At 55.5% G+C, this 17,935-nt stretch carries 11 protein-coding genes and 1 riboswitch; of the genes, 10 read left to right on the top strand and 1 reads right to left on the bottom strand.

The genetic code is table 11. The features are described from left to right. Nucleotides 1-36: 36 nt before the first annotated feature. A complete protein-coding gene (locus ACI1P1_RS08810) occupies nt 37-1,692 on the top strand; it encodes an ABC transporter substrate-binding protein (protein WP_416216005.1) in 1,656 nt (551 codons plus the stop codon). Between the two features lie 68 nt (nt 1,693-1,760). Here the strand turns inward: ACI1P1_RS08810 and ACI1P1_RS08805 are convergent, their stop codons facing one another. Then, complete coding sequence (locus tag ACI1P1_RS08805) at nt 1,761-3,143, bottom strand: alanine/glycine:cation symporter family protein (RefSeq protein WP_416216004.1); 1,383 nt, start codon at nt 3,141-3,143, stop codon at nt 1,761-1,763. A 168-nt stretch (nt 3,144-3,311) separates the two neighbouring features. Beyond that, nucleotides 3,312-3,406, bottom strand: a riboswitch (glycine riboswitch). Between the two features lie 328 nt (nt 3,407-3,734). Between ACI1P1_RS08805 and ACI1P1_RS08800 the strand changes: the two genes are divergently transcribed. The 9 genes from ACI1P1_RS08800 (at nt 3,735) to ACI1P1_RS08760 (ending at nt 17,906) form a co-directional block, all read left to right on the top strand. Then, on the top strand, nt 3,735-8,057 hold the full coding sequence (locus tag ACI1P1_RS08800; RefSeq protein ID WP_416216003.1) for an acyl-CoA dehydratase activase-related protein: 4,323 nt from the start codon (nt 3,735-3,737) through the stop codon (nt 8,055-8,057). 46 nt (nt 8,058-8,103) lie between these two features. Next, nucleotides 8,104-8,679: a putative ABC transporter permease gene (locus tag ACI1P1_RS08795; protein WP_416216002.1), complete on the top strand. Its 576-nt coding sequence runs from the start codon at nt 8,104-8,106 to the stop codon at nt 8,677-8,679. 160 nt (nt 8,680-8,839) lie between these two features. Beyond that, nucleotides 8,840-10,645, top strand: a complete 1,806-nt coding sequence (locus ACI1P1_RS08790; RefSeq protein ID WP_416216001.1) for a sensor histidine kinase — start codon at nt 8,840-8,842, stop codon at nt 10,643-10,645. Continuing rightward, nucleotides 10,638-11,993 carry a response regulator transcription factor gene (locus ACI1P1_RS08785; RefSeq protein ID WP_416216000.1) on the top strand — a complete coding sequence of 452 codons (1,356 nt, stop codon included), beginning with the start codon at nt 10,638-10,640 and terminating at the stop codon, nt 11,991-11,993. Before ACI1P1_RS08790 ends, ACI1P1_RS08785 begins: the two co-directional genes overlap by 8 nt. 31 nt (nt 11,994-12,024) lie before the next feature. Further along, nucleotides 12,025-13,413, top strand: coding sequence for an ABC transporter substrate-binding protein (locus ACI1P1_RS08780; RefSeq protein WP_416215999.1), 1,389 nt, complete (start codon nt 12,025-12,027; stop codon nt 13,411-13,413). Nucleotides 13,414-13,671: 258 nt separating this feature from the next. After that, the gene (locus tag ACI1P1_RS08775) at nt 13,672-14,646 is read left to right on the top strand and encodes an ABC transporter permease (protein ID WP_416215998.1); all 975 of its coding nucleotides are present in this window, start codon (nt 13,672-13,674) and stop codon (nt 14,644-14,646) included. A gap of 16 nt (nt 14,647-14,662) precedes the next feature. Continuing rightward, nucleotides 14,663-15,541: a carbohydrate ABC transporter permease gene (locus ACI1P1_RS08770; RefSeq protein WP_416215997.1), complete on the top strand. Its 879-nt coding sequence runs from the start codon at nt 14,663-14,665 to the stop codon at nt 15,539-15,541. A 58-nt stretch (nt 15,542-15,599) separates the two neighbouring features. Next, nucleotides 15,600-17,183 (top strand): ABC transporter substrate-binding protein, encoded by a 1,584-nt coding sequence (locus ACI1P1_RS08765; RefSeq protein WP_416215996.1) that lies wholly within the window; start codon nt 15,600-15,602, stop codon nt 17,181-17,183. A gap of 528 nt (nt 17,184-17,711) precedes the next feature. Beyond that, nucleotides 17,712-17,906 (top strand): hypothetical protein, encoded by a 195-nt coding sequence (locus ACI1P1_RS08760; protein ID WP_416215995.1) that lies wholly within the window; start codon nt 17,712-17,714, stop codon nt 17,904-17,906. The last annotated feature ends 29 nt before the right edge of the window (nt 17,907-17,935 follow it).

Genomic DNA, 17,935 nt, shown 5'->3' with positions numbered 1-17,935 from the left:
GTTTTTGCTGGCGCAAAAAAGTACAGGGAGGTTCGTATGAAAACAATTAGCAAAGTTATGAGTGGTACGTTGGCTGTTATTATGGCAGCAGGGCTGGTTGCATGCAGCGATTCCAAGGATTCCGGCTCCTCGCCGAATGCCAGTGCCCCGGTGGATGAATCCAAGCTGGACTACACGTACGGCGAAAACAAAACCTTCAAGTCCAACGAGCCTGTCACTTATTCCGTTATGTACAGCGATAACGAAGCCTACCCGTACAAACAAAACTGGCGGCTGTGGAGCGCCATCACCGAAAAAAGCAATGTGAATATGAAGCTGACGGTGACAGCTCGGACGGAATATGAAAACCAGAAATCCCTCCTGGTCAACAGCGGCGACGCCCCGTACATCATTCCCAAAACCTATGAGGAAGCATCTTTTGTGGCAGGCGGACAGATTGTTCCCATCAGCGACTGGGTGAAATATATGCCCAACTATACCAAGGCTGTGAAGGATTGGGGGCTGGAGAGTGACCTGCAAGCCAAGCTGCAGGCTAACGGCAAGTATTATGTGCTTCCCGGCCTGTGGGAGTCTGCCGGCGGCGGATACTCCTACGTGATCCGCAAGGATGTGTTCAAGGCTGCCGGCGTAGATGTGGAAGCATTGGAAAACAAGTGGACCTATGAAGATTTTTATGAAGCGCTTAAAAAGGTAAAGACGTTTACAGGTGCCAAATATGTATGGTCCGACCAGTACACCGGCAAATCTACCATGAATATTGCCGCCATAACCTACGGCGTAACCGCTGGTTGGGGTCAAGCCAATGGTTTGCAGTTTGACAAGGACAAGAAGGAATTTTATTTCGCCAATACTACCGCCGACTATAAGGCTTATGTAACCTACCTGAACAAACTGGTGAAGGAAGGCCTGTTGGACCCTGAGTCTTTCACGCAAAACGATGATGCCGCCCGGGCCAAGTTCTACAAGGGTGACACCTATGTGATCAACGGCAACTACCAGTTCCTGGCTGAATCCAAGGCCAAGATGCAGGTGCCCAACGCCGACCTGTACATGACCATTCAACCAGGCGGTCCCAAGGGTCTGCCGCAAATTGAAAACTCCCGTCTGGAAAATGGCGTGATGATCAGCAAAAAAGCGCTGGATGAGCTGGGTCAGGAGAAATTCATCAAGATGCTGCGTTTTGTTGACTGGCTCTGGTATTCCGATGAAGGCCAAACCCTGAGCCTGTGGGGTGTGGAAGGCGAAACCTATACCAAGGACGCCAACGGCAACTTTGCCCTGACCAAGGATATTACCTATAACGGCATGAACCCCACCGGCACCAAAAAGCTGAACGTGGATTATGGCTTTGCCAACGGCGTATTCGCTTACGGCGGCACCACCAAGCTGCGTTTGTCCAAAATGACAGAAGGCGAGAAGAACTTTACAGACCGTGTTCTGAAGAACCGTCAGCCCCGGAAGTCGGCTCCGCCCATCATGGCTTCTGCGGATGAAGGCGAGCAAATGAACCTGATCTCCAAGCCGCTGATGGACTTTATTTCCACTGCTACCCTGAAGTTTATTACCGGCCAGCAGGACATCAACTCCGGCTGGGATGCATACGTCAAACAAGCGGAGGCCAACGGCTCCGCCCGCTACACCAAAATGGCCAACGATGTATTCGCTAAAACCAAGTCGATGCTCGGCTATTAATACGGCAAGCCGGAAAAAGGCATACAAAAAGGCGTCCTCCGGGACGCCTTTTGCTGCTGCCAATCGGGTTATTCCGCTTTCGGCAAGCCGTCTGACTTCAATGAAAATTTAGCCGCTGCCTCGTCTTGGGTATGTTTCCGGTATTTGCGGGTTTCCGCCACAACTACTCCAGACAAGGCGATAAGGGCAATCAGATTGGGGAAGGCCATTAAGCCATTGACGATATCTGCCAGCAGCCAGATGGCGTCCAGCTTGATGAAAGCGCCGCCTGCAACAATGGCTACAAAAATGTAACGGTAGGGTTTGATTCCTTTGACACCGACGAGATATTCGACGCAGCGTTCACCGTAATAGTTCCAGCCGATTATCGTGGTGAAGGCAAAAAGGATAAGGGAGACAGTGATGATTTCGGCGCCGAAGGCAGGGAAGGCGCTTGCGAAGGCATCCTGCGTCATGCTTGCCCCTGCGCTGCTGCCGTTCCATACGCCGGATACAAGGAGAGCCAAGCCTGTCAGATTACAGATAATGATCGTATCGATAAATGTCCCGGTCATGGAAATCAGCCCTTGCTCTGCCGGCCATTTGGTTTTGGCTGCAGCTGCGGCGATGGGGGCGCTCCCCAATCCCGATTCATTGGAGAAAATACCTCTGGCTACGCCGCTTCTCAGGGCCAGCATAATAGTTGCTCCGGCAAAGCCGCCGCTTGCCGCCGTGGCGGAGAAGGCGGATTCCCAAATAAGCGCGATAACGGATGGGAGCTCTCCGGCAAACCGGATCAGAACGCCAAGACAAGCTGCAACATACAGAACAGACATAAAAGGCACAATTTTGGTAGAAACGTTGGAGATGCTTTTAATGCCGCCGATGGTAACGACAGCAGTCAGGATAGCGATCACAACTGCGGTTACCGCCACAGGAATGCCAAAGCTGGATTCGGTTGAGGTGACAATGGCATTCACCTGGGGGAAAGTGCCGATACCAAACAGGGCAACAAGGACGCCGCTGGCGGCAAACAGGATGGCTAACGGCTTAAAACGACGCCCCATACCGTTTTCAATGTAATACATGGGCCCTCCGGAAAATTGCCCGTGTTTGTCTTTGACCCGGTATTTAACCGCCAACAGACCTTCTGCATATTTGGTAGCCATGCCCAAGAACGCGGCCAATAGCATCCAGAAAAGCGCGCCGGGGCCTCCCATCTTGATGGCAGTAGCTACGCCGACAATATTTCCCGTACCCACAGTCGCGGCCAGTGCTGTGCTGAGAGCCCCGAAGCTGCTTATATCGCCATTTCCTTCGTTAGGAGCTTTGCCGATGAGCCGGAGCGCCTTCGGTAGGCGCAGCACTTGCAGCAGACCGAGCCTGACCGTAAGCAGAATGCCGGTTCCCATGACCAGAATCAGAAGGGGTGGACCCCATATCCAGCTGTCGATGCTTTCCAATATACCCATGTGTCATTCCTTCTCCCTTATCAAGTTTTGGTAAACAAAAAAAGCCCGATCCATAGGATCCGACTCTGAAAAACCGATTATAGGTATGGGAAAATACGGGTATGCATAAATAACAGCAAGGAAAATACCCATGTCAATAAACATAAACGCGGAGCATTCCTTCCAAGTGAACCCGTCTCTGTCCTTTTGCCTGAGAGTTTAAGCAGGTATTGCCTGCCGTGCCCCTTCGGCGCCCAATAATGGATCTCTCCAGAGTGCTGTCCGTTAACGGTCCCGCTTCCTGTTCGGAAGCACCTGAGAGCGTACCCCTTCGGTTGAAACGATGGTTTCATCTCCCGCTAACATCATCCAGCTGATTGAATTATGAAGTTGTAAATTGAATTTTGGTTAATTATAACCGCCTCTATGGAAGGCAACAAGTGAACAAAGTGTGAATGGTCATCTTTCCCGGAGAATAAAAGCATAGCCTATGTCTGTAAAGATTTGAATAATGATAATTAAGGTCTTACGTCCGGGCGGGTTCGGCATTATAATGGGAAGATAGACTTCATATGCCAATTCGGGTTGGCAGTAGAAAGAGTGTGAACACACATGAGGGATCGGTTATGCATGGGACTGGATATCGGTTCCACAACTGTAAAGCTGGTGATTCTGGATGGGCATGGGCAGCTGATCTATGACAAATACGAACGCCATTACTCGGATATCCGCACCACAACATTTCGTTTGTTAAAAGAGGCCTGTGTCCGTTATTCCGGCTCCAGCGTATCTGTGCGCGTAACCGGTTCCGGCGGCATTGCCGTCTCCAAGTGGCTGGGTCTGCCCTTCATCCAGGAGGTGGTGGCCGGAACGGAGGCGGTGGAGCGGTTTATCCCCCACACGGATGTGGCCATTGAGCTGGGGGGCGAGGATGCCAAGATCACGTTTTTCCAGGGGACGGTGGACCAGCGGATGAACGGCGCCTGTGCCGGCGGCACGGGAGCCTTCGTGGACCAGATGGCGGCGCTGCTCCAGACTGACGCGGCAGGCTTGAACGAGCTGGCAGGCCGCTACCAGACGCTGTACCCCATCGCCTCGCGCTGCGGCGTGTTCGCCAAAACGGACGTGCAGCCGCTTCTGAATGAAGGCGCCAACCGGGAGGACATTGCCGCCTCCGTCTTCCAAGCCGTGGTAAACCAGACCATCGGAGGGTTGGCGGGCGGCAAAAAAATCAAAGGCAATGTGGCATTCCTGGGAGGACCTCTGTACTACCTGACGGAGCTGCGGCGGCGTTTTATCGAAACCCTCGCTTTGCCTCCGGAGCAGGTGATCATGCCTGCGCATTCCCAGTTGTACGTGGCTATGGGGGCGGCGTTGTCCGCCCGTGGAGATGAGCCGGTGACCATCAAGTCTCTGGGAGCATCCCTGCCCCGGCTGTTCGAGGCCCGTGAGGAGGCCTCCGGCAGGCTTGCGCCTCTGTTTGCCTCGGAGGAGGAGCTGGAGCAGTTCCGGCATAGACATAACCGGACCGTAGGGCAGCGCAGCCTGGCTGATTATGCGGGCAAATGCTTCTTAGGGATCGATGCCGGCTCCACCACCACCAAAGCGGCCCTGATCGACGAAGAGGGCAACCTTTTGTTTACCCGGTATATGCGCAACGGCGGCAAACCGCTTCAATCGGCAGTTTCCATCGTGCGGGAGATGTACCAGGAGATGCCTGCGGGAGCCACTGTAGCCGGTGCCACCATTACCGGGTACGGCGAGGGGCTGATCCAGGCGGCGCTGGGTGCCGAATGGGGCGAGATCGAGACGGTGGCCCACTATAAGGCGGCAAGCTATTTCCTGCCGGAGGTGGATCTGATCATCGATATCGGCGGCCAGGATATGAAGTGCCTGCGGATCAAAAACGGGGCCATCGACAGCATCATGCTAAACGAGGCCTGCTCGTCGGGCTGCGGCTCCTTCCTGGAATCCTTCGCCGAATCCCTGCAGATGAATGTGGAGGAGTTCGCGCAGAACGCCTTGCTGGCCAAGGAGCCCTTGGACCTGGGCTCCCGCTGCACCGTCTTCATGAACTCCAAGGTGAAGCAGGCCCAGAAGGAAGGCGCTACCGTGGGGGAAATCTCTGCGGGGCTATCCTACTCTGTAATTCATAATGCCCTGTACAAGGTGATCAAGATTCGCAACCCGGAGGAGCTGGGCCGGCATATCGTCGTTCAGGGAGGAACCTTCAAGAATGATGCGGTGCTGCGGGCTTTTGAACGGCTGACGGGCCGGGAGACGGTGCGGCCGGAGATTGCCGGCATCATGGGCGCCTTCGGCGCCGCCCTGATCGCCCGTGAACGCGGCGCCGCCAATGAGCGCAGCACGCTTCTGGGTGCGGAGGCCTTGGAGCTCCTGGCCTTCGAGTCGAAGATGGAGCGCTGCAAGCTGTGCGGCAACCAATGTCTGATGACAGTGAACAGCTTCGGCGACGGCAGGCGCCACGTGACCGGCAACCGCTGCGAACGGGGAGCTGGCGGGGAGAAGTCCTGCGGGGATACGCCCAATCTGTTCGATTACAAATACAAGCGGCTGTTCGGCTACAAGTCCCTGCCGGAGGAGGAAGCGGTCCGGGGCAAGGTGGGCATTCCTCGGGTGCTGAACATGTACGAGAATTATCCCTTCTGGCATACCTTCTTCACGGCCCTGAAGTTCAGAGTGGAGCTGTCGCCCAAGTCCACCCGGCGGCTGTATGAGCAGGGACTGGAGTCCGTACCTTCGGATACGGTCTGCTTCCCGGCCAAGCTGACACACGGCCATGTCACCAGTCTGGCGAAACGGGATGTGCGGTTTATCTTTTATCCATGCCTGCCTTATGAGCGCAACGAACATCCCGATGCCAACGACCATTACAATTGTCCGGTTGTGGCCTCCTACCCGGAGGTGCTGCACAACAATCTGGATGTGCTGAAGGAGCGGGAAGTGCCCTTCCTGTACCCGTATCTGCCCTATGACAATACAGAGCGCCTGGCCCGGCGGCTGTATGAGGAGCTGCAGGAGTACGGCGTCACCCGCCATGAGGTGGAGGCGGCGGTGCTGGCGGCCAGGGAGGAGGAAACCCGGGCCCAGGCGGATATCCGCCGCAAGGGGGAGGAAACCCTGCAGATGCTGAAGGCTACGGGGCAGCGGGGCATTGTGCTGGCGGGACGCCCTTATCATCTGGATCCGGAAATCCATCACGGTATCCCTGATCTGGTAGCAGGAATGGGGCTTGCCGTCCTAACGGAGGATTCCGTTGCCCATCTGGAGAAGGTGGAGCGTCCCCTGACCTTCGTGGATCAATGGATGTACCATTCCCGGCTGTATGCGGCTGCCTCTCTGGTGGCCCGTGAGCCGAACCTGGAGCTGGTGCAGCTGAACTCCTTCGGCTGCGGCATCGATGCCATTACCGGAGACCAGGTGAAGGAAATTCTTGAGCAGTCCGGCCGGATGTTTACCCTCTTGAAGATCGACGAAGGCAGCAATTTGGGGGCGGTGCGCATCCGCATCCGGTCCCTCTTGGCGGCCATGGAGGAACGCCGGGCGTTGGAGCGGAAGAGAACGGACACCGGCGGTACGGCGGCGGCTGCAGCAGCGCCGGGTAGAGGCAAACGTACCCGGAGGCTGTTCACCGAGGACATGCGCCGGAACCATACCATTCTGGTGCCGCAGATGTCGCCGATCCACTTCGAGCTGCTGGAGGAGGCCTTCCAGGCATCAGGCTACAATCTGAAGGTGATTACAACCACCGACAAAAAAACGGTGGATGCGGGTCTGCAGTTTGTGAACAATGACGCCTGCTTCCCCTCCATCCTGGTGGTGGGCCAGCTGGTGTCGGCCCTGAAGTCCGGCAAGTATGACCCGAAGAACACCTCCGTGATGATTACCCAGACCGGAGGCGGCTGCCGGGCTACCAACTACATCGGCTTCCTGCGCAAGGCTTTGGCCGATGCGGGCTTCGGGGATGTGGCGGTGATCCCCCTGGGCTTCACCTCCGAACCCTCCGGCCCGGGCTTCAAGGTTTCTCTGGGGCTGCTGAACAAGGGTGTTATGGCCTTTGCTTATGGGGATTTGCTGATGCGGCTCCTGTACCGGACCCGGCCTTATGAGCTGGAGGCGGGAGCAGCTGCAGCCTTGTTCCGGAAGTGGATGGACCGCTGCAAGGAATCTGTCCGTTCCGGAAAACGGAATGTGTACAAAGCCACCATCCGCAGCATTGTGGAGGATTTCGAGGGGCTTCCCCTTCACGATGGCCGCAAACCCCGCGTGGGTGTGGTCGGTGAGATCCTCATCAAGTTCCATCCCGGCGCCAACAATGATATTGTGGGTTACCTGGAGCAGGAGGGTATGGAAGCCGTGGTGCCGGACCTGCTGGACTTTTTCTTGTACTGCATCTATGATTCCGACTTTTATTATAAAAAGCTGAACCGGAAAGTAAGCAAGCATCTTGCCATGCAGGCGGTCACCAAAATTCTCGAAGGTTACCGTACGGAAATGCGTGCGGCTCTGTCCAAGAGCACCCGGTTTACGCCGCCCCATACCATCATGGAGCTAACCCGCAAGGTGGAGGGGCTGGTATCCCTGGGCAATCAATGCGGGGAGGGCTGGCTGCTCACCGCCGAGATGGTGGAGCTGATCGAGGACGGGGTCCATAATATCGCCTGCCTCCAGCCCTTCGCCTGTCTGCCCAACCACATTACAGGCAGAGGCATGTTCAAGACGCTGAAGGAGCGTTACCCCCATGCCAATCTGGCGGCTATCGATTATGATCCGGGCGCAGCCGAGGTGAACCAGCTGAACCGGCTGAAGCTGATGATCGCCGGCGCCCTCAAGATGAACCGGCCGGCGGAGGAAGAGGAAACCCCCTTGCCGGAACCTGTTCAGACCGCCAAGGAATATTTATCCTTCTCCTGATGCATCCTAACCCACAGGGAAAATCCTGTGGGAGGAGGCGTGGCGGATGGAAGTGCTGTCCGGTTATTTGGGCTACGGTGCTCCGGCCTATTTACCGCTGGACGATTGGCCCGGTATTCTGTTTTACTTTCTGCTGTACGCCTGTATGGGCTGGATGCTGGAGCATGGTTACCACCGGGCGGTGGAGGGGAGATTTGCGGGAGAGGGATTTTTGACGGGACCCTGGAAGCCTATGTACGGCTTCGCCCCCGTGCTGCTTCTTCTGCTCTCCGGACCGGATACGCCCTTGTGGGTGATGGTCCTTCTGGCCTTTACCGTGCCGACGGCAGTGGAATATATAAGCGGGCTGATGCTTCGCCATGTGTTCCACAAGCAGTATTGGAGCTACGAGGGATGCAGCTTCCAACTGGATGGTCTGGTCTGTTTGCGCTTCTCCCTGTATTGGACCCTGCTGGTGTTCGTTATGGTCTATGTGCTCCAGCCTGCCGCGGCGTGGCTGTACCGGCTGGCCGGGCCCCTCTGGGAGAACGGGGGCTGGCAGCTGGCGCTGACGGTGCTGCTTATGGATGTGGGCTGGACTGTATTCAAGTCGGCCCGGGCCTTGCGGCCTGCAGCCAAATAGGATTTATATTATGGCGAGAAGCCTCCGCGTTGAAGTTAAAGCGCCGGGGGCTTTTTTTTCGTAAGATGGCACCTGAAGCTCGTAATATTGCCTCTGGTTTCCCGCGGCGGTTTCCTTCATAATAATGGGATCGAGACCCGCCCGAAGGGATGGATGGCCGTTGGCAGCCTGGGTGAACAGAATGAACCTCCGCCAAAAGCTGATTCTGATGTTTGTGTTTTTTATTGTGCTGCCTATCCTGGTTATCGACGGAATCATCGCCATACGGGTAGAGGGGGCCACTCAGGATCAGGTGGGCAAAACCATGCTTCAGCTGGTGAAGGCCAACCACCTGACGCTGGACCGGGTGCTCATGTCCATGGACGAAGCCACCCAGCGGCTGATGAACGCCCAGGATACCCAGCAGATGCTGGTGCTGACGGAGCTGTCGGAAAGCGACCGGTTTGAACGGTTTATCCGTATGGACACGCTGCTGTCCCAATACTCTACCACGGAGTTCAACTATTCCCTGTTCATTCCCGATGAGCAGCAGACGTATTTTTTCACACCCGACCCCAACACCAGAACCGGAGGGGTTTTCTATATCCGCTCCTTCCGGGATTATGACTGGTTCCTCCAGGCGTATGCGGATAAGGGCAAGGGCAGCCTGATGGTCATCCGCCGGTTCGGGATTAATCCGTCCGGAGAGCATACCCTGGCTTATCTTCGCCAGATGAACAGCATTTCCCAAGGCGACAAGCCCATCGGAACCCTGGTGGTCACCGGGATGGATACGGCGCTGCGAAGAGACATGGCCACGGTCAATCTGCCTCCCAAGGGTAAAATTATGCTGCTGAACGAGAACAATGCGGTATTGAGCGGAACGGGAACGGAAAGTCTGGGCCAGCCTGCGCCTATCCCTCCGCAGGTGGGACTGCTTCAGGATCAGGTGGCCACAGTCAAGGTGGACGGGGCGGAGTGGATGTTCGTTACCCATCACAGTGAGGATAGCCGCACCAAGCTTTTGTATGCGTTTCCATTGTCGGCTATCTTAAGTGAACACGCCTCCATCCAGCGGATGCTGCATGTGGTTATGCTTTTGTATTTTGTCCTGCTGTTCCTGGCGATTATCTTCTTCTTCCGCGAGATCCTGCGGCCCTTGTCCAGACTGGCCTCCTACATGCGGGCCTATGAGCCGGGCAGGCAGCTGCCGCGGATCGGCCTGCGCCGCAAGGACGAGATCGGGATTCTGTCGGAACGGTTCGAGCAGATGACTGAACGGCTGAACCAGACCATCCATGATAAATACATGCTAGAGATCAAGCAGATTGAGACCGAACTGACCATTCTCCAGTCGCAGATCAATCCCCATTTGCTGTACAACACCCTGGAGTCCATTTATTGGAAAACCACCTTTGAGGGGGCGCCGGAATCGGCGGAGATGATCAAGGATTTATCCATGCTAATGCGCATCGGCCTCAGCAGCGGCAAGCTGATGATTCCCATCCGCGAGGAGCTCACTCATCTGGAGGCCTACCTGAGGCTGCAGCTGAAGCGTCATGACTATTCCTACCGGATTGTCTGGAGCATTGAGGAACAAGCCGCCGGTTATTTGATCCCCAAGGTAATCCTGCAGCCCTTGGCCGAAAATTCAATCCTGCACGGAATCAAACATATGGGCAGTGAAGGGGAGCTGTACATCTCCGTAAGGCTGGAGGGGGAGCGGGTCCGGATCGATATGGAGGACAACGGCTTCAAGCCGGTGGATTACGACCGGATTGGCCGGATTCTGCGGGAGGAGCTGCCCAACGGGGGATACGGCATCCGGAATGTGGAGAAGCGGATTAAGCTGCATTACGGGGAGCAGTACGGGCTCCGTTATGCCCCCCGGCCGGGGGGAGGCACCATTGTGACCCTGATTGTGCCCGCTGTGGACGGGGAAGCCCATACCGCCAGGGAAACCCAGGAGGAGAGAAAATATGGTTAATATTCTGATCGTGGATGACGAGCCGATGATCTGCAAGGGCATCTCCTCGCTGCTGGCCCGGTCCGGGTTGGAGATTAAGGAAGTCTTCACTGCCTACAACGGATTCGATGCGCTGGATTATTTGCGTCTGGAGACCGTCGATCTCATTATTACGGATATCCAAATGTCCGGGATGAACGGGATTGAGCTTATTGAGGCGGTGTTTGTGGAGAATCCCACCCTTCCGGTTATTGTGCTGTCCGCCCATGGCGAATTCGAATACGCCCGTCATGCCCTCCGCTTCGGGGTGAAGGACTATCTGGTCAAACCCATCTCCCCGCCCCAATTCCTGGAGGTGGTGAGCCATGTGCTGACCAGCCGGGATGTAAAGCTGCGTGGCCTGGCGGAGACCTCCGGCAGGTCCCAGGCGGCGGCGGAGGAGGCGCAGGCAGGGAAATATTTTATTCTGAACCAGCTCCTGACGGAGGAGATGCGGGAGCCGGAGGTCAAGTCCATTCTGAAGGCCCAGGGATATGCTGTGGAGGAGGAGGCCAGTTATGCTCTATTCCATGTGCGTATGGATTTCCAGACTGCGGGGTCCAGCGGCAGCAGCAACCTCAGCTTCCGGGATAAGCAGCTGTTTCTCTATGCAGCCTTGAACATTGTGGAGGAAACGCTGGAGAAGTGGGAGAAAATCCTCTTCTGCGGCACCGGCGGAGCCATTGAAATCATTCTCCAACTGGATCCCTCCCGGGACCGCTTTACCTTAACGGGAGCCAATCAGCTGCTGATGCTGGCCCAGCTGATCCATGCCAATATCTCCCGGTATCTGCACGTGAAGCATGAAATCGGGATCAGCACCATCCACAGCGGCTTGGGACAGCTTCCCGCCATGTACCTAGAGGCCTGCCATGCGTTGGGCTGGAGCCGGTTCCATAAGGACCATTCCATTTTTTTCGCAGAGGATTTCCAGCCAGGTGCACCGGGAGCTTCTCCCTCAGCCGGGTCGGCGGCCAGGGCGGCAATGCCCGATCAAGAGCAGCTGGCCGAGGACAATAACCGCTCCATCCAGCAGGCGCTCCAGTTTATCGCCACCGCCTACAGCCAGAAGGGGCTGAAGCTGCAGGATGTTGCCGATTATGTCCACTTAAGCCCCAATTACCTCAGTTATCTGTTCAAAAAAATGGTAGGCCTGAACCTCTGGGATTATGTGACCAAGCTGCGGATGGAGGAGGGCAAACGGCTCTTGCTCCGCACAGACCTGCGCCGTTATGAGATTGCCGAAGCGGTAGGGTATGAATCTCCGGAGCACTTTAGTAAAATATTCAAGAAGCATTTCGGCATCAGCCCGTCCGAGCTGAAGGGGTAAACCGGGCGTTATCCGAACCAGGGGGGATTCCATGAGCAGGCCCAAACATACACTTGTCCGTATCTGCGGGTTTCTTGCACTGCTGCTGGCTGCCGGATGCAGCTCTTTTGCTGTCTCCACCCCTTCGGAGCCGCCTGCCGCCGGTGAAGGCGTTAACATTACGGTGCAGATCGCCCCCTTCGACAAACCTGTGGAGATCACCTCCCTGCAAAAAAGAATCACCCGCTTCCGGGAGAAATACCCCGGGATCAATGTGCACACGGACAATTGGCAGTATGCCCCTGACCAGATCGGCATCCGGATTGCCACCAATCAGATTGCCACGGAGTACAACACCTACGCCTCCGAAGGAAGAATCCTGCTGCAGCGCAAGTGGATGAGCGACATCACGGACTTGATGAGCCGCTGGCCCCACACCGGAGAGCTGAATCCCGTCCTGATGAAGCCTTTTACGGTAAACGGGCAATACAGTGCCGTTCCGGAGCAAGGCTATTTGATGACGGTGACGTTGAACAAGAAGCTGTTCCGGGAAAAAGGGGTTCCCCTGCCGCCTCTGGACTGGACATGGGATGAGTTCCTGGAAGCGGCCGTCCGGGTAAGCGATCCGGAGCGCGGCATCGCAGGCTACGTGCCGATGACCAAAGGCAATGAAGCAGGCTGGAATTGGGTCAGCTTCCTGTATGCTGCAGGCGGGGATGTGGCTGTCGAAGCGGACGGAGGCATCCGGTCCGCGCTGTATTCAGAAGCCGGGCTGCAAACGCTGGAATTGTACAGGGCCATGAAGGAGGCCCGGGTGCTGCCCACCAACTGGGTTATGGGTTACCTGGACGCCTTCAACCATTTTTCATTGGGCAGGGGAGCGATGATTATGGCCGGCAGCGGCGATGTGGTGGATTATGCCGTCAATCAGGGCCGGATGAAGGCGGAGGAGCTGGTGGTATACCCGATGCCGTCGCTGGCGAAGGGCGGCAGGCATACAGGGGTATTCGGCGGCAACTACCATGTGATCAGCCCTTATGCCACCTCCGGCCAGCGGGAATGGGCCTTCTCCTTTCTTACGGAGGAAATGTTCACGGAGACAAGTTTGCAGGCCTTGGAGGAGGAAATCCTCGACCGGAAACGGCTGGGGCAGCTTTATGTGCCCAGGCTGATGAATTATTGGCGTCCGGATTCGGTGTACGCGGGCAAGGTGCAGGGGATTTTGGACAAACATGAGAATGTGTACCGCTTTGATCCGGCACTGCTCCGCCTACTTGACGGCAAGGAGGAGCCGTTGTACGAGGCCCAGGCTTGTTATGCTGAAATTGCGGGTGTCATCCAGGATGTGCTGACCTCCAAAACGGAGGACCCGGAGGCGCGGCTGAAGCTGGCGTCGGACCGGCTGCAGGAAAGGGTGTTTGACCAACTGAAGGGGAAGTAACAGACGGAACGAAGAAGGGCTGGTTTGCCCGTTTCATATGCAAAATTTCGTGTTCACGTGTAAATCCGAAGGCTATCAGAAGGGCTATCTCAAAAGTCAATCCAGGTGAATCGTATTCATCTATGACTTTCGGGAGGAGCCCTTTTTTTGCGGGACCGCTCTGGGAGGATAAGTAATATCTGACATACTTTCAGATAGAACACACCTCGTAAGCGCTTCCCCGCCATTCTATACTGAAAGCATCAAACACCGGAGGGAATGCGAATGGAGCTAACCGCAGCAAGTCAAACCACCATCCTCAAAAAACGGAGGCCGCTGAACCGGTTCATACGGAATGTAGTCCGGTACCGGGCCATGCTGCTGATGGCCGCACCCGGAATTCTGTATCTCTTGCTGAACAATTATCTGCCCATGTTCGGTACGGCCATCGCCTTCAAGAATGTGAACTTCACCAAGGGTATCTGGAAAAGCGACTGGGTAGGTTTGAAGAATTTCGAGTTCCTGTTCGGCACCTCGGATGCCTTCGTCATTACGCGCAATACCCTGCTTTACAACCTGGTGTTTATTGTGGTGACGCTGGTTTGTTCAGTGGCCCTGGCCATTATGCTCAACGAGGTGCGCCTGAAGCTGTGGCGCAGCTTTTACCAAAGCGCGCTGCTTCTGCCTTATTTTCTGTCCGCGGTGGTCATCGCCTATCTGGTGTACAGTCTGCTCAGCTCCGAATACGGGCTGCTGAACAAGTCCGTTCTGCCGTTCTTCGGGATGGAGCCGGTCTCCTGGTACCACGAAACCAAACACTGGCCGCTGATTCTGGTCATCGTCAACACCTGGAAGAGCATCGGCTATTACTGCGTGATTTACATCGCTGCTATTGTCGGCATTGACCACGAGTATTACGAGGCCGCCCTTATCGACGGGGCAAGCAAGTGGCAGCAGGTGAAAAGCATTACCGTGCCTCTTCTGACCCCGGTAATCATCACCATGGTGCTGCTGCAGATCGGCCGGATATTCTACGCGGATTTCGGGTTGTTTTACCAGGTGCCGATGGATTCAGGGCTGCTCTATCCCGTCACCAATGTCATTGACACCTACGTGTACCGGGCGCTGCTCCAGCTGGGGGATCTGGGCATGGCCTCCGCTGCGGGGCTGTACCAATCGGTGGTTGGCTTCATCCTGGTGATGCTGTCCAATCTGGTGGTGCGCAAGGTCAACCGCGATCAGGCGCTGTTCTAAGGAGGAGGAAGCACTAGTGAAAACACGGACACCCTTGTTTATCCATCTGATCTTCTGGTTCTTCGTATGCTGCACCGTACTTCCGCTGCTGCTGGTATTTATGGTTTCCCTGACTGATGAAATGACCATCATCCGCAACGGCTATTCCTTTTTCCCGGCCAAAATCAGCCTCGAGGCGTACCGCTATCTGTTCCTGGACTCCTTCACCATTATCCGGGCCTATGGAGTTACGATTCTGGTCACGCTGACAGGTACGGGAATGGGGCTGTGTTTGACGGCGCTCCTGTCCTATCCCTTATCCCGCCGGGACTTCCCCTTCCAGAAACCCTTGGCCTTCTTCATCTTCTTCACCATCCTGTTCAACGGCGGCCTGGTGCCGTGGTATCTGGTGTTCACCCAACTGGTCAACGTGAAGGATTCCGTCTGGGGGCTGATTATTCCCGGGCTGCTGCTGAATGGCTTCTTCGTCCTGATCATGCGCACCTTCTTCGCCACCTCCATTCCCATGGCCATTATCGAATCGGCGTATATGGACGGCGCAGGGGAGTTCCGGATTTTCGCCCAAATTGTGCTCCGCTTGTCCACGCCGGTGCTGGCTACCATTGGGCTGTTCTATACGCTGAACTACTGGAATGACTGGTTCAACAGCATGGTCTACATCAACAATTCCAAGATCTACAGTCTCCAATATCTGCTGAACCGAATTCTCCTGAACATTCAGTTTCTGGTGCAGAATACCCGCAATAACCATGCATCGGAGCAGATTGCCGCCATGCCTACAGAAACCGTACGGATGGCTATGGCCATTATCGGCATCGGACCCATTGTGCTGGCCTATCCCTTCTTCCAAAAGTATTTTATCAAGGGTCTGACTGTCGGCGCGGTAAAAGGGTAACCCCGGGGCCTCAAGCTCCGGCTTATCATATCAAATTGATTCATATGGAGGGTTTTCCATGGCAAAAGGAAAGAGACAACTGGTTTTTGCCTTATCGTCTGTACTGGCGTTCTCTTCGGTGCTGGCGGCATGCTCCGGCAAGGAAGAATCCGCGCCCAGTCCGTCTGCGGCGGCAACAGCGGCAGGAGCAGCGGCGACCAAAGCGCCGGAGGCCAGCAAGGCACCGGACGCCGGCAAGGCTGCGGAGCTGAAGCCGTATAAGCTGCGGATCATGTTCCCGTCCGGCGGTGTGCCCAAGGATCTGCCCGCGGTACAGGAGGAGATGAACAAGTACCTGACCCAAAAAATCAATGCCACCATCGAAATTATGCCCATTGACTGGGGCGCCTGGACCAACAAAACCAACCTGATGTTTGCCTCCAATGAGCAGTTTGATCTGATGTTTACTGCGTCCTGGTACTTCCTGGGCTCCCAGGCGGCCAGGGGGCAGCTGATTGAGCTGGATGACCTCCTGAACAAGTACGGTCAAGGCATCAAAGGAGTGCTGAATCCCGACTATGTGGAGGGCGGCAAGATTAATAATAAGGTCTATGCCGTTGTGGCCAACAAGGAGTTCGCCGCCACCAAGGGTGTAGTCATGCGTAAGGATTTGGTCGACAAGTATAAATTCGATCTGTCTGCAGTCAAGGAGCTGAAGGACTTCGAGCCGATGCTTGCGACCATTAAGGAGAAGGAGCCCGGCATCACCCCGCTTCAGGTGAAAAGCGACCGTTCTCCCGCCAGCGCCATTCTCGGCTACGGCTTGTTCGACATGCTGGGGGACGGCCCCGGTGTGCTGGACCGCAGCGCCAATGATCTGAAGGTCATCGATATGTACCAGACGCCGCAGTATCTGGAGCTGACCAAGCTGATGCACAAGTGGTATAACCTGGGCTACATCAACAAGGACGGGGCCACCAACAAGGACAGCGAATATCTGGCCGTGAAGGCAGGCAAGGCCTTCTCCTACGGCGAATCCATGAAGCCGGGTTTTGCCAATCAGGAGTCCCGCAATGCAGGCATGCCCATGTCTGTAGTGGAGCTGACGAAACCATACACTACCACCGGCGACACCACCAGCGCCATGTTCGGCATCTCCAAAACCTCCAAGGACCCGGAGCGGGCCATGATGTTCCTGAACCTGTTGTATACGGACAAATATCTGTTGAATCTGCTGGACTGGGGCATCGAGGGAAAGCACTATGTGAAGGTGTCGGATAATATCATCGATTACCCGCAGGGTGTGGATGCCGCTTCCGTCGCCTATAACCTGAATCTGCCCTGGATGTTCGGCAATCAGCTGAACTCCTATATCTGGAAGACCGAGGACAAGGATATTTGGGACCAATACAAAAAATTCAACGACAGTGCACAAAAATCCACCGCCTTGGGTTTTGTGTTCGATCCTGAAAAGGTAAAAAATGAAGTGGCCGCCACCCAGACCGTTATCACCCAATTCAACGGCTCTCTGATTACTGGCACGGTGGACCCGGATAAGTACATTCCCCAGTTTGTCGCCAAGCTGAAGGAGGCCGGGATGCAGAAGATCATCGACGAGAAGCAGCGCCAGCTGGATGAATGGGCCAAAACGAAGAAGAAATAATGGATGCGAATCACCGTCCTGCCTATGGCGAAAGCCGATAGCGCCGGGCGGTTTTTTGGCTTCTGCTGTTGTGCCCGTAAGCACATCGGATAAGCGCATCAGATAGGCTTGGCGAATAAAATCATCGGACAGACTTGACGGATATGCTCATCAGGTAGGCTAATCAGATAAGCTCATCAGGTGGGCTAATCAGATAAGCTCAAAAGATAGGCTAGTGGTTGGGGCTAACTGCAAAAGTGCAGTTATTTTACGCGGATTTGCCCGGGAGACACCTCCAAATGCAAAAATGCAGTTGTTTTTACCTGTACAGCTGTAAAAGGGCAGTTTTCTCAAAAATAACTGCACTTTTGCAGGATAACGCGCCCAATGGAGGGGCTGCCCATAAAATAACTGCACTTTTGCAGGATGGAGTCGTACCAGTGTCAACTCTGCCTCCCCATCAGTGCCCCCCAACGTCCTCCTTGGACACCCTGACGGGAATGGGTATACTCAAACTAATCCGAAACGGACGGAGGAACAGGCTGCGCCGTGAATCAGGTGCTCTACCATCTTGGCTCCAGAGGGATCGAATATGACCTCATGCCCCTCCAGGAAACCAAGCCGCAAAATGCCGCTGGATATGGTGTAAACCCTGTACAATTGCACAAAATCACCCTGAAAAAGGAAAAAGTTATCTGCTGCATATTGCCAGAAACCCGCCCGGAACCGGATGATGGAAGGTGACAATCTTCCGGCCTTCGGACCGGGTTAGC

The sequence above is a fragment of the Paenibacillus mesotrionivorans genome (assembly GCF_046098205.1).
Classification (GTDB): domain Bacteria; phylum Bacillota; class Bacilli; order Paenibacillales; family NBRC-103111; genus Paenibacillus_AR; species Paenibacillus_AR mesotrionivorans.
This window is presented reverse-complemented; position numbering and strand designations above follow the sequence as displayed.